This is a genomic window from Bradyrhizobium sp. ORS 278, assembly GCF_000026145.1.
GTDB lineage: Bacteria > Pseudomonadota > Alphaproteobacteria > Rhizobiales > Xanthobacteraceae > Bradyrhizobium.
In genome coordinates this window covers 6,949,771-6,973,579 of record NC_009445.1, presented here as the reverse complement: position 1 = coordinate 6,973,579, position 23,809 = coordinate 6,949,771, and the positions used below count along the sequence as shown (strand labels likewise).

28 protein-coding genes are annotated in these 23,809 nt (G+C 65.9%); 18 read left to right on the top strand and 10 right to left on the bottom strand.

The annotated features are described in order from the left end of the window. Nucleotides 1-178: 178 nt before the first annotated feature. The 3 genes from BRADO_RS31195 to BRADO_RS31185 all read left to right on the top strand — a co-directional run bounded on the left by BRADO_RS31195 (nucleotide 179) and on the right by BRADO_RS31185 (nucleotide 2,102). Nucleotides 179-844: a PAN domain-containing protein gene (locus BRADO_RS31195; RefSeq protein WP_157872694.1), complete on the top strand. Its 666-nt coding sequence runs from the start codon at nucleotides 179-181 to the stop codon at nucleotides 842-844. 133 nt (nucleotides 845-977) lie between these two features. Further along, nucleotides 978-1,379 carry a thioredoxin family protein gene (locus BRADO_RS31190; RefSeq protein ID WP_041757184.1) on the top strand — a complete coding sequence of 134 codons (402 nt, stop codon included), beginning with the start codon at nucleotides 978-980 and terminating at the stop codon, nucleotides 1,377-1,379. Between the two features lie 6 nt (nucleotides 1,380-1,385). Beyond that, a complete protein-coding gene (locus tag BRADO_RS31185; RefSeq protein ID WP_012030183.1) occupies nucleotides 1,386-2,102 on the top strand; it encodes a cytochrome c biogenesis CcdA family protein in 717 nt (238 codons plus the stop codon). A 106-nt stretch (nucleotides 2,103-2,208) separates the two neighbouring features. Here BRADO_RS31185 and BRADO_RS31180 read toward each other — a convergent pair whose 3' ends face one another. The 3 genes from BRADO_RS31180 to tldD all read right to left on the bottom strand — a co-directional run bounded on the left by BRADO_RS31180 (nucleotide 2,209) and on the right by tldD (nucleotide 5,156). Further along, nucleotides 2,209-2,778, bottom strand: coding sequence for a nucleotidyltransferase family protein (locus BRADO_RS31180; protein ID WP_012030182.1), 570 nt, complete (start codon nucleotides 2,776-2,778; stop codon nucleotides 2,209-2,211). A gap of 165 nt (nucleotides 2,779-2,943) precedes the next feature. Continuing rightward, complete coding sequence (gene lepB, locus BRADO_RS31175) at nucleotides 2,944-3,735, bottom strand: signal peptidase I (protein ID WP_012030181.1); 792 nt, start codon at nucleotides 3,733-3,735, stop codon at nucleotides 2,944-2,946. Then, a complete protein-coding gene (tldD, locus tag BRADO_RS31170; RefSeq protein ID WP_012030180.1) occupies nucleotides 3,732-5,156 on the bottom strand; it encodes a metalloprotease TldD in 1,425 nt (474 codons plus the stop codon). The genes lepB and tldD overlap by 4 nt, the downstream gene beginning before the upstream one ends. An 84-nt stretch (nucleotides 5,157-5,240) precedes the next feature. Here tldD and BRADO_RS31165 point away from each other — a divergent pair, with 84 nt between their 5' ends. After that, on the top strand, nucleotides 5,241-5,741 hold the full coding sequence (locus BRADO_RS31165; protein WP_012030179.1) for a GNAT family N-acetyltransferase: 501 nt from the start codon (nucleotides 5,241-5,243) through the stop codon (nucleotides 5,739-5,741). Nucleotides 5,742-5,792: 51 nt separating this feature from the next. On the opposite strand, the gene BRADO_RS31160 is transcribed toward BRADO_RS31165, so the two are convergent. Beyond that, on the bottom strand, nucleotides 5,793-6,419 hold the full coding sequence (locus tag BRADO_RS31160) for an invasion associated locus B family protein (RefSeq protein WP_012030178.1): 627 nt from the start codon (nucleotides 6,417-6,419) through the stop codon (nucleotides 5,793-5,795). A gap of 476 nt (nucleotides 6,420-6,895) precedes the next feature. Between BRADO_RS31160 and coxB the strand changes: the two genes are divergently transcribed. The 10 genes from coxB (at nucleotide 6,896) to BRADO_RS31110 (ending at nucleotide 14,847) form a co-directional block, all read left to right on the top strand. Next, a complete protein-coding gene (coxB, locus tag BRADO_RS31155; protein WP_012030177.1) occupies nucleotides 6,896-7,735 on the top strand; it encodes a cytochrome c oxidase subunit II in 840 nt (279 codons plus the stop codon). A gap of 69 nt (nucleotides 7,736-7,804) precedes the next feature. Next, nucleotides 7,805-9,418 (top strand): cytochrome c oxidase subunit I, encoded by a 1,614-nt coding sequence (ctaD, locus tag BRADO_RS31150; RefSeq protein ID WP_012030176.1) that lies wholly within the window; start codon nucleotides 7,805-7,807, stop codon nucleotides 9,416-9,418. 142 nt (nucleotides 9,419-9,560) lie between these two features. Continuing rightward, nucleotides 9,561-10,499 (top strand): heme o synthase, encoded by a 939-nt coding sequence (locus BRADO_RS31145; RefSeq protein ID WP_012030175.1) that lies wholly within the window; start codon nucleotides 9,561-9,563, stop codon nucleotides 10,497-10,499. Between the two features lie 22 nt (nucleotides 10,500-10,521). Then, nucleotides 10,522-10,698 carry a hypothetical protein gene (locus tag BRADO_RS31140; RefSeq protein ID WP_009027033.1) on the top strand — a complete coding sequence of 59 codons (177 nt, stop codon included), beginning with the start codon at nucleotides 10,522-10,524 and terminating at the stop codon, nucleotides 10,696-10,698. A 9-nt stretch (nucleotides 10,699-10,707) separates the two neighbouring features. Beyond that, the gene (locus BRADO_RS31135) at nucleotides 10,708-11,367 is read left to right on the top strand and encodes a cytochrome c oxidase assembly protein (RefSeq protein ID WP_012030174.1); all 660 of its coding nucleotides are present in this window, start codon (nucleotides 10,708-10,710) and stop codon (nucleotides 11,365-11,367) included. 84 nt (nucleotides 11,368-11,451) lie between these two features. After that, the gene (locus BRADO_RS31130) at nucleotides 11,452-12,309 is read left to right on the top strand and encodes a cytochrome c oxidase subunit 3 (RefSeq protein ID WP_012030173.1); all 858 of its coding nucleotides are present in this window, start codon (nucleotides 11,452-11,454) and stop codon (nucleotides 12,307-12,309) included. A 190-nt stretch (nucleotides 12,310-12,499) separates the two neighbouring features. Continuing rightward, nucleotides 12,500-12,889, top strand: a complete 390-nt coding sequence (locus BRADO_RS31125) for a DUF983 domain-containing protein (RefSeq protein WP_012030171.1) — start codon at nucleotides 12,500-12,502, stop codon at nucleotides 12,887-12,889. 205 nt (nucleotides 12,890-13,094) lie between these two features. Beyond that, nucleotides 13,095-13,856, top strand: coding sequence for an SURF1 family protein (locus tag BRADO_RS31120; protein WP_012030170.1), 762 nt, complete (start codon nucleotides 13,095-13,097; stop codon nucleotides 13,854-13,856). Nucleotides 13,857-14,009: 153 nt separating this feature from the next. Continuing rightward, nucleotides 14,010-14,489 carry a MerR family transcriptional regulator gene (locus BRADO_RS31115; protein WP_012030169.1) on the top strand — a complete coding sequence of 160 codons (480 nt, stop codon included), beginning with the start codon at nucleotides 14,010-14,012 and terminating at the stop codon, nucleotides 14,487-14,489. Next, entirely contained in the window at nucleotides 14,416-14,847 is a 432-nt protein-coding gene (locus BRADO_RS31110; protein WP_050781060.1) for a carboxymuconolactone decarboxylase family protein, read from the top strand. The genes BRADO_RS31115 and BRADO_RS31110 overlap by 74 nt, the downstream gene beginning before the upstream one ends. A 402-nt stretch (nucleotides 14,848-15,249) precedes the next feature. Here BRADO_RS31110 and BRADO_RS31105 read toward each other — a convergent pair whose 3' ends face one another. After that, nucleotides 15,250-15,477, bottom strand: a complete 228-nt coding sequence (locus BRADO_RS31105) for a hypothetical protein (protein WP_012030167.1) — start codon at nucleotides 15,475-15,477, stop codon at nucleotides 15,250-15,252. Then, nucleotides 15,474-15,797 (bottom strand): YbjQ family protein, encoded by a 324-nt coding sequence (locus BRADO_RS31100; protein WP_041757875.1) that lies wholly within the window; start codon nucleotides 15,795-15,797, stop codon nucleotides 15,474-15,476. The genes BRADO_RS31105 and BRADO_RS31100 overlap by 4 nt, the downstream gene beginning before the upstream one ends. Nucleotides 15,798-17,387: 1,590 nt before the next feature. Here BRADO_RS31100 and thrC point away from each other — a divergent pair. The 4 genes from thrC to BRADO_RS31075 all read left to right on the top strand — a co-directional run bounded on the left by thrC (nucleotide 17,388) and on the right by BRADO_RS31075 (nucleotide 21,592). After that, nucleotides 17,388-18,803, top strand: a complete 1,416-nt coding sequence (gene thrC / locus BRADO_RS31090; RefSeq protein ID WP_012030165.1) for a threonine synthase — start codon at nucleotides 17,388-17,390, stop codon at nucleotides 18,801-18,803. After that, nucleotides 18,803-20,092 (top strand): pitrilysin family protein, encoded by a 1,290-nt coding sequence (locus BRADO_RS31085; RefSeq protein WP_012030164.1) that lies wholly within the window; start codon nucleotides 18,803-18,805, stop codon nucleotides 20,090-20,092. The genes thrC and BRADO_RS31085 overlap by 1 nt, the downstream gene beginning before the upstream one ends. Nucleotides 20,093-20,187: 95 nt before the next feature. Further along, nucleotides 20,188-20,775, top strand: coding sequence for a GNAT family N-acetyltransferase (locus BRADO_RS31080; RefSeq protein ID WP_012030163.1), 588 nt, complete (start codon nucleotides 20,188-20,190; stop codon nucleotides 20,773-20,775). Nucleotides 20,776-20,980: 205 nt separating this feature from the next. Further along, nucleotides 20,981-21,592, top strand: coding sequence for a hypothetical protein (locus tag BRADO_RS31075; RefSeq protein WP_012030162.1), 612 nt, complete (start codon nucleotides 20,981-20,983; stop codon nucleotides 21,590-21,592). A 103-nt stretch (nucleotides 21,593-21,695) separates the two neighbouring features. On the opposite strand, the gene BRADO_RS31070 is transcribed toward BRADO_RS31075, so the two are convergent. Genes BRADO_RS31070 through BRADO_RS31055 form a run of 4 tightly spaced genes read right to left on the bottom strand, consistent with a single transcriptional unit; the run spans nucleotide 21,696 to nucleotide 23,799 of the window. Next, nucleotides 21,696-22,187: an ATP F0F1 synthase subunit B gene (locus BRADO_RS31070; protein WP_041757182.1), complete on the bottom strand. Its 492-nt coding sequence runs from the start codon at nucleotides 22,185-22,187 to the stop codon at nucleotides 21,696-21,698. After that, nucleotides 22,187-22,762, bottom strand: coding sequence for an ATP synthase subunit b 2 (locus BRADO_RS31065; protein ID WP_012030160.1), 576 nt, complete (start codon nucleotides 22,760-22,762; stop codon nucleotides 22,187-22,189). The genes BRADO_RS31070 and BRADO_RS31065 overlap by 1 nt, the downstream gene beginning before the upstream one ends. A gap of 28 nt (nucleotides 22,763-22,790) precedes the next feature. Beyond that, on the bottom strand, nucleotides 22,791-23,018 hold the full coding sequence (locus BRADO_RS31060; protein WP_006615622.1) for a F0F1 ATP synthase subunit C: 228 nt from the start codon (nucleotides 23,016-23,018) through the stop codon (nucleotides 22,791-22,793). A gap of 37 nt (nucleotides 23,019-23,055) precedes the next feature. Next, on the bottom strand, nucleotides 23,056-23,799 hold the full coding sequence (locus tag BRADO_RS31055) for a F0F1 ATP synthase subunit A (protein WP_012030159.1): 744 nt from the start codon (nucleotides 23,797-23,799) through the stop codon (nucleotides 23,056-23,058). Nucleotides 23,800-23,809: the final 10 nt, after the last annotated feature.

The following is a 23,809-nucleotide window of genomic DNA, read 5'->3' as shown; positions in this document are numbered from 1 at the left end:
ATCTGACGGCTAGTTTGTTTCGTCATGTTTCTTGGGTCCGTTTTGGCGGCCACGGGCCGTTGCCTTTTGTCTGGCTGTTCCAGTCTTTCGGATCTGTTCATCGGCCATACAGGTTCGTGGCCATCAAATGACAGTCCAAGAACACGCCAGAAAAACGCGAACGTTAACAATGGGTCTCATGGTTCAGCGGCGGCGCGCGGAGCGCCTGATCGGGGCACGGCTGCGCGTCTGCGTCGGCCTGCTCGCGGCCCTGTGCCTGACACCCGTGTCGGCCCAGACCTATTCCGACCGCCCCGGCGGCGACTACATGAGCGCGCCGATCGAGTCGGGCGACCCGGCCGATTGTGCGCTGCTGTGTGAGCACGACCGGCGTTGCCGGGCTTGGAGCTTCAACTATCCGACCGTGATGGAGGCCGGCGCCGTGTGCTGGCTCAAGAACAGCGTGCCGGCCAGGGTTCCCGATAATTGCTGTGTCTCCGGCGTGCGCGGCGCGGGCGTGGTCGAGATCCGCAACGACGCCGTCGAAACCTCGATCGATCGCCCCGGCGGCGACTACCGCAGCTTCGACATTAAGACCACCGATCTCAAAGCCAACGACAAGATCGAGAAGCCTGCTGAAAAGGCCGCTGACAAGGCCGCCGACACCAAGGCGCCCGACAAGAAGGACGAGAAGGCCGCCGACGCCGAGGAGATCTGCAAGGCCGCCTGCACGGGCGACAACAAATGCCGCGCCTGGACCTTCGCGCGGCCCGGCTATGCCGGCAAGGAGGCGCATTGCTTCCTGAAGAAGGAGATCAAGCCGCCGCGTCGCCGCGCCGGGTTTACGTCCGGCGTGGTGCGCTGAAGCCTCGAGCCCGCGCCGTCAGGAATTTTCTCCGTCAGCGCGTAACGTTTTATCTGCTCCGTTCGTAATGAGTTGCGGCGCCGAAAAGCTCTGCCATCGGCCGCTCATCGCAACGCAGAGATCGGGGTTTCGCATGATGTTGTCGCGCAGGTTGTTTGCCACCGCAGCGGTGGCTGCCGTGATCGCTATCGCCAGGCTCGGGACGGCCTTCGCCGTCGAGACCACCGTCTATTCGGACGCGGCCTTCAAGGCGGCGCAGAGCGCCGGCCAGCCGATCCTGATCGAAATCCATGCCGGCTGGTGCCCGACCTGCAAGGCGCAGAAGCCGATCATCGACAAGCTCGCGGCCGAGCCGAAATTCAAGGAGCTGAAGATCTTCCGCGTCGATTTCGACGACCAGAAGACGGTCGTGAAAGGCTTCGGCGCGCAGATGCAGTCGACGCTGATCGTGTTCAAGGGGACCAGCGAGACCGGCCGCTCCGTCGGCGACACCAAGGAAGCCTCGATCGCGGCGCTGCTCGACAAGAGCCTGTAGCGCACCATGCTCGCGCTGGCGCTGGCCTTCGTGGCCGGCCTGCTCTCGATCCTGTCGCCCTGCGTGCTGCCGCTGGTGCCGATCGTGCTCGGTGCCGCGGCATCAGCGCATCCACGCGGCGCGCTGGCGCTGGCGGGAGGGCTGGCGCTGTCCTTCACCGGCCTCGGTCTGTTCATTGCGCTCGCAGGCAATGGGCTCGGTCTCGACGCCGGCGCCTTCCGCCTCGTCGCGGCGGTGCTGATGCTGGTGATCGGTGTCGTCCTGCTGGTGCCGTCGTGGCAGGCGCAGTTCGCCGTCGCCGGCGGTCCGGTGCAGCGCTGGGCCGACAGGCACTCCCAGGGATTCGCGTCGTCAGGGGCCGGCGGTCAGTTCTTGATCGGACTCCTGCTCGGTGCGGTCTGGTCGCCTTGCGTCGGCCCGACGCTGGGAGCCGCCTCGCTGCTCGCCGCGCAAGGCCGCGATCTCGTTCGCGTGACGCTGACGATGCTGGCATTCGGCCTGGGTGCCGGTCTGCCGCTGATTCTGCTCGGCCTGTTGTCTCGGACCACCATGATGCGCCTGCGCGCACGGCTGCTGTCGGCCGGCAAGCTCGGCAAGATGCTGATGGGCGCGGCGTTTGTGGGGCTGGCGGCCGCGATCCTGAGCGGGGCCGACAAGCAGCTGGAAGCTTGGCTGGTGGAGCAATCTCCGGCGTGGCTCACCACGCTGACAACGTCGATCTAGCGAGTGTGGCGCAACAGTCGCAACAAACTCGCTGTCATTCCGGGGCGGCTCGCGCTACGCGCGCCCCGGAATGACGACTGGAGAGAGCTGTTGCGACCCCGCCGGATCATTCGTCAGGTGCGATGACCGTGATCTCGGGCCACAGCGCCTTCCAGCGTGCCGCCTTGGCCGCGTAGTTTGCGGCCGTGAAATTGGCCGTGTAGTTGGGCCGCACGATCATCTTTTCGATATCGCTCAAGCCCTTAGGCGCATAGAGCTCGTATCCGTCAAGGACAAGCCGTAGTCCGACCTGCGTGTTCGCCGTGAGAAACCGATCGATGCCGTCGGTGGAGCAGGTCAGCGCCGGGTAGGGACGGCCGTGCTTGGCCGGATACCAGAGATGGACGCGTGCCTGGTTGCGCACTTCGACCTTGGCGTCGACACCCGTAAGCTGTGCGGCGACGCGCTTGATCACTGCGTCCTCCGCCTCCCACGTCGTATCGGGATCGGAGTAGAAGACGTCGTAGTCGAGGATGCCGTGATCGACAGGGCGGCCGGTCCGCACGTTCCAGACCGTCTGCACGAGGCAGCCTGAGACGAGCCACGCATCGGGCAGGTCGATCCGGCGGATCACGTGCAGGATCGCCGCGTTGATCGGATTGCGCAACGCGGCCGTGATGAACTCGTCCGGGGTCATGGCAACGGCTACTGACGCGAGTCGTCCTGCGCCAATCTACCGCCGCTCACATCGTCTGTCATCGCGAGCGCTGTCTGCATAAGCGATCCAGGCCGATGTGGCAGCGGCAGCCTGGATTGTCTCGCTCGCGCTCGCAATGACGCTGCGGAAGACGCCGTCTCTCGCTCAGCGCACCGCGGTGAAGAACCGATCGAGCCGGAATCCGGACAGCCAGGCCCAGACCGGCTGGTTCTTGAAGCCGAGATCCCAGGAGCCGACCACGGCGTCGGCGCGGCCGACCAGATTGTCGATCGGCAGCAGGCCGACGCCGCCATCGCGCAGCGACACTCGGCTGTCGGCGGAGTTGTCTCTGTTATCACCGAGCACGAACAGCTTGCCCGGCGGCACCGTCACCTCGGGCGTGTTGTCGAGCCGGCCGTTGTCGCGCATCTTGAAGATCAGATGCGAGACGCCGTTCGGCAGCGTCTCGATATAGCGATAGGCCGGCTCGTTGCGGCCGGTGTCGTCCTCGGCGTCGCCGATGCCGTCCGGCTTCAGCTGCGCGGCCTGGCCGTTGATGTAGAGCTGGCCCTGGCGCATCTGGATGCGGTCGCCCGGCAGGCCGACGACGCGCTTGACCCAGGCCTGGGAGGTGTCGCCCGGCCAGCGGAACACGACGACGTCGCCGCGCTTCGGCGTTTCGCCGAACAGCCGTCCCGTCTCAGGCAGCGTGATCTGCATCGGCAGCGACGAGGTGCCGTAGCCATAGGGGAATTTCGAGGCGAGCAGCGCATCGCCGATCAGGAGCGTCGGCTCCATCGAGCCGGAGGGCACATAGAACGGCTCGGCGATCGCGCCCTTGGCAAGGAAGACGACCGCGACGACGGCGGCGAGCTGGGCAATCTGTCCGCCCCACGTCGTTTCCTTGCGCGGAGCTTTGGTGCTGACCTTGCTCGTGGACATCTTGTCGAGGCTCATCGGCCCGTGCCTCCTACCGTGATGCGATCCATGCGAAGCGTCGGCTGTCCCACGCCGACCGGCACGCCCTGGCCGTTCTTGCCGCAGGTGCCGATGCCGGTGTCGAGCGCGAGATCGTTGCCGATCATGCTGATGCGGTTGAGGTCGGTCGGACCATTGCCGATCAGCATCGCGCCCTTCACCGGCGCGCCGACCTTGCCATTCTCGATCTTGTAGGCCTCGGTGCACTGGAAGACGTATTTGCCGGAGGTGATGTCGACCTGGCCGCCGCCGAAATTCACGGCGTAGATGCCGTTCTTCACCGAGGCGATGATCTCGGCTGGATCGCGCTCGCCGGCCAGCATGTAGGTGTTGGTCATCCGCGGCATCGGCACATGCGCATAGCCCTGGCGGCGGCCGTTGCCGGTCGGCGCCATGTTCATCAGGCGCGCGTTCTGGCGGTCCTGCATGTAGCCGACCAGAATGCCATCCTCGATCAGCACGGTGCGGCTGGTCGGCGTGCCCTCGTCGTCGATCGACAGCGAGCCGCGGCGCGAGGCCATGGTGCCGTCGTCGACCACGGTGACGCCCTTGGCCGCCACCGGTTGGCCCATCAGGCCGGCGAAGGCCGAGGTCTTCTTGCGGTTGAAATCGCCTTCGAGGCCGTGGCCGACGGCTTCATGCAGCATCACGCCGGGCCAGCCGGCCCCCAACACGACGTCCATCTCGCCGGCAGGGGCGGGGACGGATTCGAGATTGACCAGCGCCTCGCGCAGCGCGCCGTCGGCGGCTTCGCGCCACGCCTTGGTCTCGATGAAGCGCGCATAGGCCTCGCGGCCGCCATAGCCCTTGCTGCCGCTCTCCTGGCGGTCACCCTGGCCGGCGACCACGGAAACGTTGACCCGCACCAGCGGGCGGATATCGCGATAGCTCTCGCCGTCCGGGCGCAGGATTTCCACGACCTGCCAGGTCGCACCCAGGCTCACCGTCACCTGGCGCACGCGCGGGTCCTTGTCGCGCAGGTAAGCGTCGATCTCGCCGAGCAGCTTGACCTTGCTCTCGAAGCCCGGCGCGTCGAGCGGATTGTCGTCGGCATAGAGGCGCACATTGGTGTGCGGCGGCGCGCTCGCGAAGGTGCCGGAATAGCCGCCGCGCACGGCGCTGACGGCATCGGCTGCGCGCATCAGCGCCGGCAGCGACACGTCAGAGGAATGGGCGTAGCCGACCGCATCGTCCTTCACCGCGCGCAGGCCAAAGCCCTGGCTGGTGTCATAGGTCGCCTGCTTCAGCCGGCCGTTGTCGAAGGTCAGTGCCTCGGTCTGGCTGTATTCGAAGAACAATTCGCCGTCATCGGCGCCAGCGAGGCCGCGGGCGACCTCACTCCGGACCGCATCACGATCCAGATTGGCGCGCTCGAGCAGGGACGTGGTGGGAGCTGTCATGGGTCAATCCGTTGTCGGAGCGTTCATTCCAAGATAGTTGTTTTGACGCCGGGGCGCGAGGGGCAGGATGATTACCGAACGGACATGGTTGAGATCGTTCCCATTACGGCCGCTCACATCGAGAGCTTTCATCGCACGCTGGACTGCGTCGCGCGCGAACGGCGATACTTGTCCTTCGTGCAGGCGCCGCCGCTGGAGTCGACGCGCGCTTTCATTCTGAACAACATCCACGAAGGATATCCGCAATTTGTCGCTCTTTCGGCCGGCGAGGTGGTCGGCTGGTGCGATGTGACGCCCAAATCGGGGCCAATCGATGCCCGGGTCGGGGTGCTCGGCATGGGCCTTTTGCCGCAGTTCCGACACCAGGGCCTCGGACGGCGCCTGATGGACGCGGCGCTGGATGCGGCGCGGGCCGCCGGTTTCTCGCGCGTCGAGCTCACCGTTTATCGCGGCAACACCAATGCGATCCGGCTCTACCAGAAGGCCGGCTTCCTGCTCAAGGCGGTGCAGCCGCGCGAGGCCGGCGATGACGGCTTTGACAAGACGCTCCTGGTGATGGCCCTGGCGCTGGATGCGCCACGCTGAAGCCTTCCCATCACGTGAACGTGCGTCACGCCATGTCAAGCAAGCGCGACGTCAGGGAAGCTTGTCGAATCCGTCCGCGAGGCCGTTGAGGCTCAGCGGAAAGCCGATTCCTTCCTCCGGCGTCTCGAAGATGATGAAGGTCGCGGTCTTCGCCGTCTTGAGCTGGTTGAGCAGCTTGTCCTCGAGCACGACCTCGGCGACGCAGCCATTGGGCAGGCAGCGCACGAAGCCGGCGCGGCCGACGTCCTGATTGTCGAGCTTGAGCCCGAGGCCGGACGGGAGCAGCACACCGAGCGGCGCTACGACGCGCATCAGCCGGCTCTTCTGATCCGCGGTCTTCAGCATGATCACCGTGAGGCCGGCATTGGAGCGGTCCTCGGCGACGACGCTCTGAATCAACGCGCACTGCTCCGCCTGCGCGCCTGGCGGGGTATCGCAACGGATCTGCCAATCGCCATGCACGGAGCGCACGGCGCCCTGCGCGTGCGCTGAGTGCGGCATGCTGATTGCAGTCGCCAGCGTGATGGCGACCGCCGCGACACTTGCAAGGGCATCAATGCGACTTGTGAGTCGCGCGCGCATGGCGCTGAGTCGGCACAAACCGCGCGAGTCATTCGCAGCTGAGGTCGAGATGTCAGCTGTTCTGTCGGTTGAAACCCTGAGCCGGGTCGGCGCCATGACAATTTCCTGTGGGTGATCTGCGCAGCCGACGCCATGATACGGCAATGATGGCGCCTTGAGGACCGCACCTGCAGCGTACGGCACGAAACGATACGAAATAAGGCCGCACCCCTGGTGCAGGGCCGTCGCGCCTCGCCGAATCAGCGCCGCAAACGGCCACGCTCCGTTGCCTACATCGCGCCGCACGCCTGTCAAGCGCCCGTTGTCCGCGAAACCACGGGCTGCGGCAATTTCTCGGAAAAATCGATGCGACGTCACGAAGAGCGCCGCGCGCGATATCCGGCTTAAGACTGCATTGCGATAGGTCAAGAATTATGGTTTGAGAAGAACGATTTCGTCATCCCAGTGAACTGGCCGAGGTGCTTTTCTCAAGCGTCCGCCCGAAGGCCAATTGTCAGGAGAGCGGATCGACGGCGCGGCGCGTGACGAGCGCGGTGCGCCGAGGGGGAAAGTTCTGAAGGGAGCGCGACGACATGAAGATGTCGAAAGGCCAATTGGGCGCCTGCTTGCTGAAGTTGGCTGTGACGGGCGTGACGCTCGTGTCGGGTGGATCGGCGTTTGCTGAAATGGGGCAGCCCGCCCCGTGGGAATACAAGCTGCAGGAAGCCGCGACGCCGGTGATGGAGAACATCACCTGGTTCCACGGGCTGCTGCTGACGATCATCACGCTGATCACGCTGTTCGTGCTGGCGCTGCTGGTCGCGGTGGTCGTCAAGTTCAATGCGCGCGCCAATCCGGTGCCGTCGCGCACCACGCATAACACGCTGCTCGAAGTGGCGTGGACGCTGATCCCGGTGCTGATCCTCGTCACCATCGCGGTGCCGTCGTTCCGCCTGCTGTTCCTCGAGCTCGACGTGCCGAAGGCCGATCTGACGATCAAGGCGACCGGCAAGCAGTGGTACTGGAGCTACGCCTATCCCGATAACGGCAAGTTCGAGTTCGACTCGCTGATGGCGCAGGACAAGAAGCCGCGCCTGCTCGCCGTCGACAACGAGATGGTCGTTCCGGTCAACAAGGTGATCCGCGTCCAGACCACCGGGGCCGACGTCATCCACGCGTTCGCGGTGCCGTCCTTCGGCATCAAGATCGACGCCATTCCCGGCCGTCTCAACGAGACCTGGTTCAAGGCGACCAAGGTCGGCATGTATTACGGCCAGTGCTCCGAGCTCTGCGGCAAGGACCACGCCTACATGCCGATCGCGGTGCGCGTCGTGAGCGACCAGGAATTCACCGCCTGGATCGAGGACGCCAAGAAGAAATACGCCAGCGCGCCCACCAGCACCTACGCGTCGGCTGCAGGCGTCTCGCAGTAACGCACGAGGCGATGCTTAGGAATTGAGGGCCGCCTCTGGCGGTCCACCGGGGACATTGAGGATTGGACAATGGCGACGAACGTAGCGACCCAAACCGGCCATGACGATCACGCGCACGACCATCCGACCGGATGGCGGCGCTGGGTCTATTCGACCAACCACAAAGACATCGGCACGATGTACCTGATCTTCGCGGTGTGCGCCGGCATCATCGGCGCCGCCATGTCGGTCGCGATCCGCATCGAGCTGATGTATCCGGGCGTGCAGCTCTTCCACGAGAGCCACACCTACAACGTGTTCGTGACCTCGCACGGCCTGATCATGATCTTCTTCATGGTCATGCCGGCGATGATCGGCGGCTTCGGCAACTGGATGGTGCCGCTGATGATCGGCGCGCCGGACATGGCGTTCCCGCGCATGAACAACATCTCGTTCTGGCTGCTGCCGGCCTCCTTCGCGCTGCTCCTGACCTCGACCTTCGTCGAGGGCGAGCCGGGTGCCAACGGCGTCGGCGCCGGCTGGACGATGTATGTGCCGCTGTCGACCTCGGGCCATCCGGGACCGGCTGTAGACTTCGCGATCCTGTCGCTGCATCTCGCCGGTGCGTCATCGATCCTGGGCTCGATCAACTTCATCACCACGATCTTCAACATGCGCGCGCCGGGCATGACCCTGCACAAGATGCCGCTGTTCGTGTGGTCGATCCTGGTGACCGTGTTCCTGCTGCTGCTGTCTTTGCCGGTGCTCGCCGGCGCCATCACGATGATGCTGACCGACCGCAATTTCGGCACCACCTTCTTCGCTCCCGAAGGCGGCGGCGACCCGCTGCTGTTCCAGCATCTGTTCTGGTTCTTCGGCCACCCCGAAGTGTACATCCTGATCCTGCCCGGCTTCGGCATGATCAGCCAGATCGTCTCGACCTTCTCGCGCAAGCCCGTGTTCGGCTATCTCGGCATGGCCTACGCCATGGTCGCGATCGGCGGCATCGGCTTCGTGGTCTGGGCGCATCACATGTACACGGTCGGCATGTCCTCGGCGACGCAGGCCTATTTCGTCGCCGCCACGATGGTGATCGCGGTGCCGACCGGCGTGAAAATCTTTTCCTGGATCGCCACGATGTGGGGCGGCTCGATCGAGTTCCGCGCGCCGATGCTGTGGGCCGTGGGCTTCATCTTCCTGTTCACGGTCGGCGGCGTCACCGGCGTCGTGCTGGCGAACGCCGGCGTCGACCGCGTGCTGCAGGACACCTACTACGTCGTCGCGCACTTCCACTACGTGCTGTCTCTCGGCGCCGTGTTCGCGATCTTCGCCGGCTGGTACTACTGGTTCCCGAAGATGTTCGGCTACATGTACAACGAGGGCATCGCCAAGGCGCACTTCTGGGTCACCTTCATCGGCGTGAACCTGGTGTTCTTCCCGCAGCACTTCCTCGGCCTCTCCGGCATGCCGCGCCGATACATCGACTATCCCGACGCGTTCGCCGGCTGGAACCTGGTGTCGTCGATCGGCTCCTACATCTCGGCGTTCGGCGTCCTGATCTTCATCTATGGCGTCGTCGAGGCCTTCATGCGCAAGCAGCAGGCCGCGGCCAATCCGTGGGGACCGGGCGCGACCACCCTGGAATGGACCCTTTCGTCGCCGCCGCCGTTCCACCAGTTCGAAGTCCTGCCGAAGGTGCAGTAGGCACTCTCGGCCTCCGATGCGGCGCCGCGCTCGGCGCCGCATTGCCATCTGCCGGCCGGTGCGCCCGCGCGCCGGCTGGATCTCTGAAGCGACGTGCTGACCTGTTTCGTTCAGCGCCTTTGAATTGAAGTCTGGATTCGTCGTGTCGGTCATTGATCAGAACGCCATCGCCGTCGGCCCGCGGATTTCCGAGGCCGATGTCGGCGATTACATCGCGCTGCTGAAGCCGCGGGTGATGTCGCTCGTGATCTTCACGGCGCTGATCGGCCTCCTGATTGCCCCTGGGCACTTCCATCCCGTGCTCGCGATCACGTCGCTGTTGTGCATCGCCGTCGGCGCCGGCGCCTCCGGCGCCCTGAACATGGCGCTGGAAGGGGACATCGACTCGCTGATGTCGCGCACCGCGAACCGTCCGATCCCGCGCGGCCGCGTCACCCGCCAGGAGGCGCTGGCCTTCGGCATCACGCTGTCGTTCTTCTCGGTGCTGACGCTCGGCATCCTCGTCAACTGGTTTGCCGGCGCGCTGCTCGCCTTCACCATCTTCTTCTACGTCGTGATCTACACGCTGTGGCTGAAGCGCTGGACCGCGCAGAACATCGTCATCGGCGGCGCCGCCGGCGCGCTGCCGCCGGTCGTGGCCTGGGCCGCGGTCACCGGATCGATCGCTCCTGAGCCGGTCTGGCTGTTCCTGATCATCTTCTTCTGGACCCCGCCGCATTTCTGGGCGCTGGCGCTGTTCCGCACCGACGATTACGCCCGCGCCGGCGTGCCGATGCTTCCCGTGGTCGCCGGCCCCGACGCGACGCGGCTGCAGATCCTGCTGTATACGATCGTGCTGGTGGCGATCGCCGCCGCGCCCTGGCCGCTCGGCTATTTCGACGCCGTCTATGGCGTCGTCTCGCTGGCGCTCGGCGCCGGCATGCTGTGGTTGGCCATCGAGGTGTTCCGCAAGCGCGATCGCATCCCCTCGCTGCGCGCCAACCGCAAGCTGTTCGGCTTCTCGATCCTGTATCTGTTCGCGCTGTTTGCGACGCTCGGGCTCGAGGCGATCGCGCGCATGATCGCGCCGCTGATCTGGTAAGGGGGCCGCGGGGCAGGAAAGCATGGCAACCGCAATGGTCGATCCGAATGAGCCCGAGGGCGTCGTCCTCACCGAGGCGCAGCTGCGCAGCCGCCGCCGGCGCTCGATCGCGATCGCCTTGGCGCTCGGCGTGCTCGTGGTGCTGTTCTTCGCCGTGACCATGGTGAAGGGCCCGATCGTTCTGAAGCGGCCGATGTAGAGAGACGCGATGGACGCGACCGACCAGGGCAAATCGACGAGCACGACCGCTGCGCAGGCTGCGCCGGGCAAGGCCGCGCCACGCCGTGGCATCGGCCGCGATGCGCTGGTCGGCGGCATCTGCGGCGCCGTGGTGGTGCTGATGATCGGAGCCTCCTACGCTGCCGTGCCGTTCTACAACTGGTTCTGCCGCGCCACCGGCTTCAACGGCACCACCCAGGTCGCGACCGCTGCGCCCTCGGCCGCGCCGCTGGCGCGCCGCATCGGCGTCCGCTTCGACGCCAATGTCGCCGGCGGGCTGCCCTGGAAGTTCGAGCCGGAAAAGACCGAGATCGAGGTCGCGATCGGCGAAGTCGTCACGGTCTATTACACCGTGACCAACCAGTCGGCGCGCACCACCATGGCGCAGGCCGCCTACAATGTGACGCCGCTGACCTCGGGCGCCTATTTCCAGAAGATCAACTGCTTCTGCTTCACCGAGCAGACCATGGCCCCGGGCGAGACCCGCGAGATGCCGGTCGTGTTCTACGTCGATCCGGCGATCACCGCCGATCACGAGAACGACGGTCTGAACACGATCACATTGTCCTACACCTTCTATCCCGTCCGCGACGCCGCGCCGAAGCCGGTCGCCGCGGGCGAGCCGGACAAGCCGCGGGGCAGCCTGTGACCGCGCGGCCATTCGATATCCGGGGACGTTTTTTGAGCGATACTTTGCCGGGGCGACCGGCATCGATCTGGGGAGAGACTTGCCATGGCTGAGGCGCACGCCAAGCATCACGACTACCACCTCGTTGATCCGAGCCCTTGGCCGTTCGTCGGCTCGGTGTCGGCCTTCATCATGGCGTTCGGCGCCATCGGCTGGATGCACAAGATGTTCGGCGCCGCGCCGATCGTGTTCGGCATCGGCCTGATCGGCGTGCTCTACACCATGGCGAGCTGGTGGGGCGACGTCATCAAGGAAGCCCAGTACAAGGGCGACCACACCCGCGTGGTGCAGCTGCATCACCGCTACGGCATGATCCTGTTCATCGCCTCCGAGGTGATGTTCTTCGTCGCCTGGTTCTGGGCCTATTTCAACGTCGCGCTGTTCCCGGGCTACGAGGTGCAGGCGACCCGCGACGCGCTGATCGGCGGTGTCTGGCCGCCCAAGGGCATCGAGACCTTCGATCCCTGGCATCTGCCGCTGCTCAACACGCTGATCCTGCTGACCTCGGGCACGACAGTCACCTGGGCGCACCACGCGCTGCTCGAAGGCGACCGCAAGGGCCTGAAATACGGCCTCATCCTCACCATCCTGCTCGGCGCCACCTTCACCTGCGTCCAGGCCTATGAGTACGGCCACGCGACCTTCTCGTTCGCCGGCCACATCTACGGCTCGACCTTCTTCATGGCGACCGGCTTCCACGGCTTCCACGTGCTGGTCGGCACGATCTTCCTGATCGTCTGCCTGGCGCGCGCCTATGCCGGCCACTTCACGCCGAAGCAGCATCTCGGCTTCGAGTTCGCCGCTTGGTACTGGCACTTCGTCGACGTGGTCTGGCTGTTCCTGTTCCTCTGCATCTACGTCTGGGGCCACGGCGCCGAGTCGATGGCGCACGGCGCACACTGACGCGGCAAGCGGACGGACTCCGTCGAACGTGTCATCGAGGGCGGCCGTCGGGCCGCCCTTTCTCGTTGAGCGGCGCTGCGAATGGTGATCCAAATGTGATCAGCGCTCGCCGTCCGCGGATGTATCACCACGACGTATGGCGTCCGGCGGCCCGCATCGAGACCAAGGGCAAGAGCAAGGGCAACACATCATGATCAGCCATCCGCCCGTCACCCTTGCCCAGACCATCCTGCGCGGTCTCGCCTGCCGCTGCCCGCGCTGCGGCCAGGGCAAGCTTTTCGAGGGCTTCCTCAATCTGCGCAAGCGCTGCGAGGCCTGCGACCTCGACTACGCCTTCATCGACACCGGCGACGGCCCGGCCATCTTCATCATGATGCTCGCCGGCGCCATCGTCGTAGGCGCCGCGTTGATCGTTGAGGTCAAGTACCAGCCGCCGTTCTGGGTCCACGCCGCGCTGTGGGGGCCATTGATCCTGGTGACGACCCTGCTGCCGCTGCGGGCCATGAAATCCCTGCTGATCGCCCTGCAATTCCACCACAAGGCCGCGCCGGGACGATTGGTGGACAAGACCCCGCAATGAATCACGACCTCCGCGTTGTAGCCGATGATCTGCGCCGCATCGGCGGTGCGCCCCCCTCCCCCTTGCGGGGAGGGGGCGGGGGTGGAGGTAACCCCAACGGCAGTCTTTGCTGGGCCACCCCCACCCCCAACCCCTCCCCGCAGGGGGGAGGGGAGCGCACTGACCGAGCTGGGAGAGCGCCGGCAAACGCGCGGACGGCTCCGCAATGACGAGTGCGACGAGCCGCAAAACCTCATCCCGCGCCTTCGCCGCCTTCACCGTCCTGATGGTTGCGCTGTTCATCGGCCTCGGCGTCTGGCAGCTGCAGCGCCGCGCCGCCAAGCATGCGCTGATCGCTGCCCTCACGGAGCGTGTCTCAGCTGTCCCCGCGCCGCTGCCGCCGCCCAGCGACTGGCGTAGCCTCAACTCCGAGCGCGACGAATTCCGCCGCGTCAGCTTCACCGCAATTTATGCCAAGCTCCCCGACGCCATGGTCTACAGCGCCGGTTCCGCCGTGCGCGAGGATGTTTCCGGCCCGGGCACCTGGGCCTTCCTCCCCGCACGCCTCGCCTCCGGCGAGACCATCGTCATCGACGCCGGCTTCGTCGCCAACACCATGCAGGAGCGCAGCCTCCAGGATCGTCAGGTCGGCAAGCTCGTCACCGGCGAGCCCGCGACCTTGACCGGCTACCTGCGCTTCCCCGAAGCGGCGGGCCTGCTCACAGCGGCGGAGAATCGCGACAAGCGCTTGTGGTTCACCAGGGACCATCTCGCCATGGCCAGGGCGCTCGGCTGGGGCGAGGTCGCGCCGTTCTACATCGATCTGGAATCGCCGGTCCCCGACAACGGCATTCCCAAGCCCGGCCCGCTGTCGCCGCATCTGCGCGACGAGCACATGCAATACGCCGTCACGTGGTTTTCGCTGGCCGCCGCGCTGATTGCTGCGTTCGCGGTGTGGGCAAGGAGACCTCGCGCGGCGAAGCTCTGACCCGTAGACCGCATGAGCGAAGCGACATGCGAGTTCGGCACCGGCCCTGCATCTCTCTTCGCCCATGCGCGCGACGGCGATCAAAACGCCGCTTGACTTAGAGCGCGCTCGAACCCGTAGCCTGCCTGACGTCGTGAATGGAGAGGGAGCCGCATGAAGATCGGCGAGCTGGCGAGGCAGTCGGGGCTGACAGCCCACACGATCCGCTACTACGAGCGGATCGGGCTGCTGCCGAGAGCCAATCGCGATCATGCCCGCCAGCGGGACTACGACGCATCGATCCTGACCTGGATCGAATTCCTCGGCCGCCTGAAGGCGACGGGAATGCCCATCCGGGACATGCTCCGCTATGCGGAGTTGCGCGCCCGCGGCGCCGCCACGGAGCCGGAACGACGCCGGCTCTTGGAGCGGCATCGCGAAGCCGTCCGGGCGCGCGTCGCCACGTTGCAGGATTGCCTTCTCGTTCTCGACGGCAAGATCGCCGGCTATGCCGGCAGCAGCGAGAGGACGAATGACGATGACGCGATCAACGCCCAGCCAATCCACGACGACGCGCCCGATGCCGGCGGGCGGACCAGCCGGCACCATCAACGATCAGGACCGGCTGGCGCGAGGCCGGCGCGCGCTCGATAGTATCGACGGGGAGGCCGGTCACAACGTGATCGCGGCGCTCGCGGACATCGCGCCGGATTTCGCCACCTACGTCATCGAGTTTCCGTTCGGCGACATCTACACACGTCCCGGCCTCGATCTGCGCAGTCGCGAGATCGCGACCATCGCGGCGCTGACCGCGCTCGGCAATGCCAGCCCGCAGCTGAAAGTTCATCTCCAGGCGGGCCTCAATGTCGGCCTCAGCCGGGAGGAGATCACCGAGGTCATCATGCAGATGGCGGTCTATGCCGGCTTTCCCGCCGCGCTCAACGGCCTGTTCGCCGCCAAGGCCGTGTTCGCCGAGGCCGATGCAAAGGCAAAAGAGGCCTCACCGGTCTGAGCGACGATCACGGCTCGTAGCCCGCATGAGCGGAGCGACATGCGGGGCCGGTGGATGATCATAGGGGAGCTCACGTTTGTTCTTCTTACGAATTCCAGGCTGCGCGTTCACGCAAGGCAAGATGTGCGAGCTGATCGGCTAAGTTCGTTTCCTCGCAACACCGACGAGCCGGGAGGTCTGTCGCCACGCACCGCTGTCGTCCCTGCGAACGCAGGGACCCATACCGCGGAATCTCTCGGTGAGACGCAACTGCCAGTCATCGTCTCACAAGAGCCGGGGTTATGGGTCCCTGCGTTCGCAGGGACGACAGCGCATCTGACGCGGCGTCCTCCGACCCTGCTTCGATCGGGTGACCGCTCGCAATGATGAAGTCTGGCGCGATCTGTGTTGAGCGATCGCCTTCTAAGCGGACCGCCTCGCCCTGACATACGCCCGCTCGCCGGTGCGCGGCTGAAACCAGACGTCGAGCGTCTCGCCGCTGGTGGGATCGACGAAGCGCTCCTCGGTCTTGACCCAATCCGGGCCGGGCGGCGCCGAGAGCGCGTCGCGCTTGTAGCCGCCCTGGCGGAAGAAGACCCACACCAGCACGACGGCTGTGATGACCGCGAGCCAGAGCACGAGGGCGATCATCGTGCGGGTTCGATGACGGCAGCGGTCCCGTAGGCGACGATCTCGCTCATGGTCTGGCCGATCTCGGCGCTGTCGAAGCGCATCATCACGATCGCGTTCGCGCCCATCGAGGTCGCATTGTGGACCAGCCGGTCGAGCGCATGGCGCCGCGCCTCCTCCAGCATCTGCGTGTATTCGTGAATCTCGCCACCGACGATCGAGCGCAGGCTGGCGATGAAGTTGCCGCCGATGCCCCGGCTGCGCACCACCACGCCAAAGCACTGCCCGAGCATCCGCACGGTGCGGTAGCCGGTCACGTTCTCAGTCGTCACGACGATCATGGAAGGCTCCATCTCCTGCCGGCCAGCACGGCCGACGCTCGGTTTGACAACGGAGATGGTGTTCCGGTTCAAGGGGCGCTTCGTAGCCCGCATGAGCGCAGCGACATGCGGGTTCGCCTCGACCGCCTGACTTGTCCCCGCATGTCGCTGCGCTCATACGGGCTACGGACTCCTCTGGAGATCATGCTGAGCCTCACACTCCGCTGTCATCCCGGGCAAGCGCGGCGGCGCGATAGCGCCGGCGTGCGCCGACCCGGGATCCATAACCCCGATCGGGGGTGAGGTAGCAGGCTGGAGCGACAGCGTGCCTCATACGGAGGACGGTGGTTATGGGTCCCGGGTCGGCGTCCGCCAACGCTGGCGCGTTGTCGGACTTGCCCGGGACGACACCGGGGGTGAGGGATGCCGTGTCCGTCCTCATCGCATGCCGTCGTCTCATCTTCGGACTTGAGTCGCCCGACGAGGCTGTCGGCTCTGGCCCGCGCAGGCGCCGCCAACTAACGAATCCGGCTGCGCAGAAAATTTCTTTTTGTCAGAAGATCCAAGGCGATCCAGCCGTCCCGCCCGATCCGCCCGAAAATTTTTCTTTCATCTTTTCCGAAATCATGATTGTCTATGTCCATCCCGCCTCGGCAGCGAGGGGCGTACGCGTCGTCACGGACGTGAGGTGGGGATGCGATGGACGGGCAGGCCGCAACTGACGAGTGCGGCCGGCACGGACGGCGAAGTCGCGTGGTCCTGGCACCCCGACGCTGGTGTCTTGCGGGAGCGCTCAGGCGCTGTCGCTCACGGTGGCCAACAAGCCGGTGCACCGAGGAGATCGCGTATAAGGCGTAAGCCATCGCGCAGGGAAGGCCGGGTCGCTCTGGCTGAACCTGTGGTTCCTGCCCCGTGCATTCTTGTTCGCACGGGGGCCGCGGGTGCCAGCCGGCATCCGGTCTTCCCTGCGCCCTCTGCTTCAAGGAGGGAGGATTTTTCCGCAAAGCTCGGGCGCTGATCGCGCCGCGAGAAGATGAAGCTGCGCGCACACGCAGGAGACGTCTCTGCGGGCGGACTGTTTGTGACGTCGTAGGCTCTCGCCACGTCATTGCGAGGAGCGCAGCGACGAAGCAATCCAGAGTCCCGCCCACCACCCTGGATTGCTTCGCTTCGCTCGCAATGACGGAGGAACCGGCAGTGTTTTCGATGAAAGTCTCGAATGGAGTCCGGCTGGGACCACCTCCACCCTCGTCATCCCCGCGAAGGCGGGGATCCCGGACGCCGCGGCGGCGCGGTCGATCCCAGGCGCTGCGGCCTACTCGATCGCGCGATTGAACGGGGCGATGACAGCTGCGGGGGAGGCGAGATTGGGCATCGATACGGGGGGCAGGGACGAGAGCGGGAGGCGGGGGCTCGGCATTGCTCATTCCCGGCCCATACCCGTCTGCGTAACCCCGCCGTAACCCGCAGCCATGACCATCCCCAGGCCAACAACCGGTTTCGCAGCCTGCCCAAAACCATTATGGTGCCGGACCATGTTGCCGCCAGGCGGTTCCGATTTCGAATTCAATCAACGGGTTATGGCCTGGTGACGCAGGTCAGGAGAGCGGTTTGACGCGCTACGTTTCGACCCGCGGGGAGGCCCCCGCGCTCACCTTCTGCGATGTGATGCTGACCGGGCTCGCCCGGGACGGCGGCCTGTACGTGCCCGAGACCTGGCCGCAGCTGACGCCCGCGACCATCGCCTCGTTCTTCGGCAGGCCCTATTGGGAGGTCGCCGTCGAGGTCATCAAGCCGTTCGTCGCCGGCGAGATCTCCGATGCCGAACTCGGCCGCATGGCCAACGAGGCCTACGCCACCTTCCGCCATCCCGCGGTGGTGCCGCTCGACCAGACCGCCCCGCATCAGTTCGTCCTCGAGCTGTTCCACGGCCCGACCTTGGCCTTCAAGGACGTGGCGATGCAGCTGATTTCGCGGCTGATGGACCACGTGCTGGCCAAGCGCGGCGAGCGCACCACGATCGTGGTGGCGACCTCAGGCGATACCGGCGGCGCCGCCGTCGACGCCTTCGCCGGCCGCGACAATGCCGATTTGATCGTGCTGTATCCGCATGGCCGCATCTCCGAGGTGCAGCGGCGGATGATGACGACGTCGGGCGCCGCGAACGTGCATGCGCTGGCGATCGAAGGCCATTTCGATGATTGCCAGGCGATCGTGAAGGGCCTGTTCAATCATCATGCCTTCCGTGACGCGGTGTCGCTGTCCGGCGTCAACTCGATCAACTGGGCGCGAATCGTCGCCCAGGTCGTCTACTACTTCACCTCGGCGGTCGCCGTCGGCGCGCCGCATCGCGCCGTCGACTTCACCGTGCCGACCGGCAATTTCGGCGATATTTTCGCCGGCTACGTCGCCAAGCGCATGGGCCTGCCGGTGCGCAAGCTTCGTGTCGCCACCAACGTCAACGACATTCTCGCCCGCACGCTCGCGACCGGCATTTACGAGGTGCGCGAGGTCCACGCGACGGCGTCGCCGTCGATGGATATCCAGGTGTCCTCGAATTTCGAGCGGTTGTTGTTCGAGGCGGGCGGCCGCGACGCCGGCACGGTGCGGCGGCTGATGGAGAGCCTGAAGCAGTCCGGCCGCTTCGTGCTGCCGGATGCGATGCTGGCGGCGATCAGCGCCGATTTCGACGCCGGCCGCGCCGACGAGACCGAGACGGCGGCGGCGATCCGCGCGGCCTTCCGCGAGGCCGGCGATCTCGTCGACCCGCACACGGCCGTGGCGCTGGCGGTGGCCGATCGCGACGACACCGATCGGTCAGTGCCGAATATCGTGCTGGCGACGGCGCATCCGGCCAAATTTCCCGACGCGGTCGAGGCCGCTTGCGGGCAGCGTCCGCAGCTGCCGGTCTGGCTCGAAGGACTGATGAGCAAGCGCGAGGACGCAAAGATCATGCGGAACGAGCAGGCCGAGGTGGAAAAATTCATCCGCTCGGTCAGCCGGGCCGCCAAGCAGGGAATTGCATGATGGGTGTGGAAGTCACGAAGCTGCCGACCGGACTGACCGTCGTCACCGACACGATGCCGCATCTGGAGACCGCCGCGCTCGGCGTCTGGGCCGGCGTCGGCGGCCGCGACGAGAAGCCGGACGAGCATGGCATCTCGCATCTGCTCGAGCACATGGCCTTCAAGGGCACGACGACGCGCAGCGCGCGCGAGATTGTCGAGGCGATCGAGGCCGTCGGCGGTGACCTCAATGCCGGCACCTCGACCGAGACCACGGCCTATTACGCCCGCGTGCTGAAGGCCGACGTGCCGCTGGCGCTCGACGTGCTCTCGGACATCCTCGCCAACCCGTCCTTCGTGCCGGAGGAGCTGGAGCGCGAGAAGAACGTCATCGTGCAGGAGATCGGCGCCGCGCAGGACACGCCCGACGACGTCGTGTTCGAGCATCTCAACGAACTGTGCTTCCCGGACCAGCCGATGGGGCGCTCGCTGCTCGGCACCGCCAAGACGCTCGAGGCATTCGATCGCGACAAGCTGCACGGCTATCTGTCGACGCATTATCGCGGGCCCGACATGGTCGTCGCCGCCGCCGGCGCCGTCGATCATCATCGCGTGGTCGAGGATGTGAGCAGGCGATTCGCCAGTTTCAACGGCGGCGAGGGGCCGAAGCCGCAGCCGGCGGCGTTCGGCAAGGGCGGCTCGCGGGTCGTGCATCGCGACCTTGAGCAGGCGCATCTGACCTTGGCGCTCGAGGGCGTGCCGCAGGCCGACCCGTCACTGTTCTCGCTGCAGGTGTTCACCAACATCCTCGGCGGCGGCATGTCGTCCCGGCTGTTCCAAGAGGTGCGCGAGAACCGCGGGCTCTGCTACTCCGTCTACACGTTCCACGCGCCCTACAGCGACACCGGCTTCTTCGGGCTCTACACCGGCACCGATCCGGCCGACGCGCCCGAGATGATGGAGGTCGTGGTCGACATCATCGGCAATGCGGTGGAGACGCTGAGCGAGGCCGAGGTCGCCCGCGCCAAGGCGCAGATGAAGGCGGGGCTGCTGATGGCGCTGGAAAGCTGCAGCGCCCGCGCCGAGCAGCTCGCCCGCCATATTCTGGCTTACGGCCGGCCTCAGACCTTGCAGGAGATGGTCGCCAAGATCGAGGCCGTCAGCGTCGAGAGCACGCGCGATGCGGCGCGTGCGCTCCTCGCACGCAGCAAGCCGGCGGTGGTCGCGCTCGGCAGCGGCAGGGGTCTGGACACGGCGGTGACTTTCGCCGAAGGTCTCGCCGGGCCGAAATCCAAGGCTCAGCTGCATTGAGCACGAGCCCGAAAGGCCCGGAGATGTTGGGAATCGCGGTCGTCAGGCCCGCCATTCGCCGATCGAAGGGCTGAAGAGCAGGGGGAGCATCACCGATGGCCCTGTTTCGCTTACCCAGCAGTGGACCGGCCGCGCTCGCTCCGCGCGGGCATGGGCTATTCCTGCGCGCGCCGCAGATGGCCGATTACGCCCAATGGGCTCAGCTGCGCGAGCTCAGCCGCGACTATCTGACACCGTGGGAGCCGATCTGGCCGTCCGACGACCTGACCCGCTCCGGCTTCCGCCGAAGGCTGCGGCGCTATGCCGAGGATATCTCGGCCGACCGATCGTATCCGTTCATCGTGTTCCGCGAATTAGACGGCGCCATGCTCGGCGGCATTACGTTGGCCAATGTCCGCCGCGGCATCGTCCAGGCCGGCACGATCGGCTATTGGATGGGCCAGCCGCACGCGCATCGCGGCTACATGACGACGGCGCTCAAGCTGCTGCTGCCGACCCTGTTCGGCGAGCTCAACCTGCACCGCGTCGAAGCCGCCTGCATTCCGACCAATACGCCGTCGATCCGGGTGCTCGAGAAGTGCGGCTTTACCCGCGAGGGGCTGGCGCGCCGCTATCTCTGCATCAACGGGGTCTGGCAGGACCACTACCTCTATGGCCTGCTGCACGAGGATTTTCGAGGCTAGCAATCGTGATCGGGCGCGGGGGATGGGACGCCGATCGGGGCTGGTTCCGGCCTCTGAAATGGGTATAGACGCCTTTGGACAGCGCCTTTCGGCCAAGCGGTCCGGGCTCACCGCCGTCGCGCGGTCCAAGCCCGAGGGCAGGCCGGGGCGATCGATGCCGGGGATTTCGAGAATGCGACAGACGCGTATGATTCGAGTTGGGACGATGGCCGCCGTGCTGGTGGCCTTGGGCGCCGCAGGCTTGGCACCCCCAGCGGTGGCGCAATCGCTGACCGACCGTTTCAAGAGCCTGTTCGGCGGCGGCTCGGACGACAAGCAGGAGAACCTGCCGGCCAGCGGCGGACCGCCGGCCGACCCGACCGATGGGTTGACCTGCCCGCCGGTCAACATCCGGGCCGGCGCGTCGACCTATGCGGTGGCGGCGCCCGGCAAGCAGGCCGTCGGCAACGACGTCCGCTTCCAGGCCTCGATCACCAAGACCGCGCGCGAGTGCAATCTCAGCGGCAACGAGATCATCGGCAAGATCGGCATCCAGGGCCGCGTCGTCGCCGGCCCGGCCGGCGCGCCGGGGACCGTCGACATTCCCATGCGAATCGCGGTGGTTGAGGGCGGCATCGGCGAGAAGGTGATCGCAACCAAGGCCTACCGCACGACAGTGCAGATGACGGCGGATGGCAGCGTGCCGTTCACGATCGTCGCCGAGGACATGGTCTACCCCGTGCCGCCGCCGGGCAGAAATGCCGACAATTACGTCTTCTACATCGGGTTCGACCCCCAGGCGCTGACGCCGGAGCGGGGGGCCAAGAAGCGGAAGTGACGTTTGCCGTTGCTCGGCGGCGACGGCGGAGCGCGGTGGGAAAAGCGAAAGGCCGGCGTTTGGCGCCGGCCTTTCGGAAGATCTTGTATCGAAGAGAGCGGACTCAGTTCAGCTTGCGGCTGACTTCCGCGATGCCCTTGGCGACGAGGTCGTCACCGAGACCGCCCTTGACCGACTGCGACAGCACGGTCGCGGCGGCTTGGACGGCGGCTTCGGCCGCGGCGGCACGGACGTCGGCGAGCGCCTGGGCTTCGGCGAGGGCGATCTTGCTCTCGGCGGCCTTGGTGCGACGGGCGACGAAGTCTTCCATCTTGGCCTTGGCGTCCGCCGCGATGCGCTCGGCTTCCGCCTTGGCGCTGGTGACGATCTCCTCGGCCTCACGCTCGGCGCTGGCGCGGCGGGTCTTGTAGTCGGCGAGCACCTTGGCCGCCTCGTCCTTGAGCCGCTTGGCCTCCGCCAGCTCGTCCCTGATGCGATCGGCACGGTGGTCGAGCGCCTTCAGGACCATGCGGTGGACACCGAGATAGGCGAACAGGCCCATCAGGATCACGAAAGCGATCGCAACCCAGGTTTCCGGATCTGCGAGCAAATGCATCACGCCGTTCCCTTCAACGATGCATCGACCGCAGCTTCGACCGTCTTGGCCGCAGGGGCCTTGCCGGTGAGCTGCTGCACGATCGCGGAGGCCGCATCCGCGGCGATGCCGCGGACATTGCTCATCGCGGTCGCACGCGTGCTGGCGATCGACGTCTCGGCCGCAGCGAGCTTGGCCGCGAGGCTGTCTTCCAGCGCCTTGCGCTCGGCCTCCGAGGAGGCCGCGAGCTTGTCGCGGGTCTCGGCGCCGATGGCCTGGGCCCGGGCCCGGGCCGTCGCCAGCTCGGTCTCATACGCCTTCATCGCAGCTTCGGATTCATCCTTCAGCCGCTGCGCCTCGGCCAGATCGCCATCGATCGACTTCTGGCGGGCGTCGATGACGGCCCCGACCTTCGGCAGCGCCACACGCGAGACGATCACGTACAGCGCCACGAAGGCGATCACCAGAGAGGCGATCTGGGAGGGAAAGGTTTCCTTCTGGAAGGGAGGAAACCCATGCCCGCCTTCGGCCTCGGTATGGGCGCTTGCGGTGCCCTTGGCCTCGCCGCCCTTGGCTTCGCCATGACTTTCAGCCACGGGCTTCTCCTGTCCGGCTCAGGCCGTCTTAGACGGCGTACAGCAGGAGCAGGGCGATCAGCAGCGAGAAGATGCCGAGCGCTTCGGTCACCGCGAAGCCGAAAATCAGGTTGCCGAACTGGCCCTGGGCGGCCGACGGATTGCGCAGAGCGGCCGACAGGTAGTTGCCGAAGATGATGCCGATGCCGGCACCCGCGCCACCCATGCCGATGCAGGCAATGCCCGCGCCAATGTACTTCGCTGCAACCGGATCCATGACGAACTCCTTTGAGAGGTTTGGTAGAGAGGCCGGATCAGTGACCCGGATGGATAGCATCGTTGAGATAGATGCAGGTGAGGATGGTGAAGACGTAGGCCTGGAGGAACGCGACCATCAGCTCGAGGCCGGTCAGGGCGACCGTGAGGCCGAGCGGCAGCAGCGCGCCGACCTTGCCGACGAAGCCGAGCGCGCCGAGCATGGTCACGAAGCTCGCGAACACCTTCAGCGTGACGTGTCCAGCCAGCATGTTGGCGAACAGACGGACGCTGTGCGAGATCGGGCGGGAGAAGAAGGAGATGATTTCAATGATGACCACCAGCGGCAGGATCACCGCGGGGATGCCGGAGGGCACGAACAGCTTAAAGAACTTCAGGCCGTTCTTGTAGAAGCCGTAGATGATGACCGTCAGGAACACCAAAAGCGCCAGCGAGAAGGTGACGATGATGTGGCTGGAGACGGTGAAGGTGTAGGGGATGATGCCGACGATGTTCGAGACGAAGATGAACATGAACAGCGAGAACACCAGCGGAAAGAACGTCATGCCGTGCGAGCCGGCGCTTGTTCTAATGGTGTTGGCGACGAATTCGTAGGCCAGCTCGACCACCGACTGGAACCGGCCCGGAACGAGCGCGCGCCCGGCGCCGAGCATCATGGCCGCGATCAGCACGACCGCGAGCAGCATGTAGGCGCTGGAGGTGGTGAAGGCGATCTCCTGATTGCCGATGTGGCCGATCGTGAAGATCTTGTTGAGATGGAATTGTTCGATCGGATCGATCATCCGCGTGGCG

Bases quoted from the DNA above. Each gene is read 5' to 3' on its own strand.
- BRADO_RS31070 (WP_041757182.1), bottom strand. From the start codon at position 22,187: ATGCATTTGCTCGCAGATCCGGAAACCTGGGTTGCGATCGCTTTCGTG.
- BRADO_RS31160 (WP_012030178.1), bottom strand. From the start codon at position 6,419: ATGGCGCCGACCCGGCTCAGGGTTTCAACCGACAGAACAGCTGACATC.
- BRADO_RS31060 (WP_006615622.1), bottom strand. From the start codon at position 23,018: ATGGATCCGGTTGCAGCGAAGTACATTGGCGCGGGCATTGCCTGCATC.
- BRADO_RS31135 (WP_012030174.1), top strand. From the start codon at position 10,708: ATGGACGCGACCGACCAGGGCAAATCGACGAGCACGACCGCTGCGCAG.
- BRADO_RS31120 (WP_012030170.1), top strand. From the start codon at position 13,095: ATGACGAGTGCGACGAGCCGCAAAACCTCATCCCGCGCCTTCGCCGCC.
- BRADO_RS31110 (WP_050781060.1), top strand. From the start codon at position 14,416: ATGCCGGCGGGCGGACCAGCCGGCACCATCAACGATCAGGACCGGCTG.
- BRADO_RS31115 (WP_012030169.1), top strand. From the start codon at position 14,010: ATGAAGATCGGCGAGCTGGCGAGGCAGTCGGGGCTGACAGCCCACACG.
- BRADO_RS31055 (WP_012030159.1), bottom strand. From the start codon at position 23,799: ATGATCGATCCGATCGAACAATTCCATCTCAACAAGATCTTCACGATC.
- BRADO_RS31100 (WP_041757875.1), bottom strand. From the start codon at position 15,797: ATGATCGTCGTGACGACTGAGAACGTGACCGGCTACCGCACCGTGCGG.
- BRADO_RS31195 (WP_157872694.1), top strand. From the start codon at position 179: ATGGTTCAGCGGCGGCGCGCGGAGCGCCTGATCGGGGCACGGCTGCGC.
- BRADO_RS31130 (WP_012030173.1), top strand. From the start codon at position 11,452: ATGGCTGAGGCGCACGCCAAGCATCACGACTACCACCTCGTTGATCCG.
- BRADO_RS31165 (WP_012030179.1), top strand. From the start codon at position 5,241: ATGGTTGAGATCGTTCCCATTACGGCCGCTCACATCGAGAGCTTTCAT.
- BRADO_RS31190 (WP_041757184.1), top strand. From the start codon at position 978: ATGATGTTGTCGCGCAGGTTGTTTGCCACCGCAGCGGTGGCTGCCGTG.
- BRADO_RS31085 (WP_012030164.1), top strand. From the start codon at position 18,803: ATGGGTGTGGAAGTCACGAAGCTGCCGACCGGACTGACCGTCGTCACC.
- BRADO_RS31125 (WP_012030171.1), top strand. From the start codon at position 12,500: ATGATCAGCCATCCGCCCGTCACCCTTGCCCAGACCATCCTGCGCGGT.
- BRADO_RS31105 (WP_012030167.1), bottom strand. From the start codon at position 15,477: ATGATCGCCCTCGTGCTCTGGCTCGCGGTCATCACAGCCGTCGTGCTG.
- BRADO_RS31140 (WP_009027033.1), top strand. From the start codon at position 10,522: ATGGCAACCGCAATGGTCGATCCGAATGAGCCCGAGGGCGTCGTCCTC.
- tldD (WP_012030180.1), bottom strand. From the start codon at position 5,156: ATGACAGCTCCCACCACGTCCCTGCTCGAGCGCGCCAATCTGGATCGT.
- BRADO_RS31075 (WP_012030162.1), top strand. From the start codon at position 20,981: ATGGCCGCCGTGCTGGTGGCCTTGGGCGCCGCAGGCTTGGCACCCCCA.
- ctaD (WP_012030176.1), top strand. From the start codon at position 7,805: ATGGCGACGAACGTAGCGACCCAAACCGGCCATGACGATCACGCGCAC.
- BRADO_RS31080 (WP_012030163.1), top strand. From the start codon at position 20,188: ATGGCCCTGTTTCGCTTACCCAGCAGTGGACCGGCCGCGCTCGCTCCG.
- BRADO_RS31180 (WP_012030182.1), bottom strand. From the start codon at position 2,778: ATGACCCCGGACGAGTTCATCACGGCCGCGTTGCGCAATCCGATCAAC.
- coxB (WP_012030177.1), top strand. From the start codon at position 6,896: ATGAAGATGTCGAAAGGCCAATTGGGCGCCTGCTTGCTGAAGTTGGCT.
- lepB (WP_012030181.1), bottom strand. From the start codon at position 3,735: ATGAGCCTCGACAAGATGTCCACGAGCAAGGTCAGCACCAAAGCTCCG.
- BRADO_RS31185 (WP_012030183.1), top strand. From the start codon at position 1,386: ATGCTCGCGCTGGCGCTGGCCTTCGTGGCCGGCCTGCTCTCGATCCTG.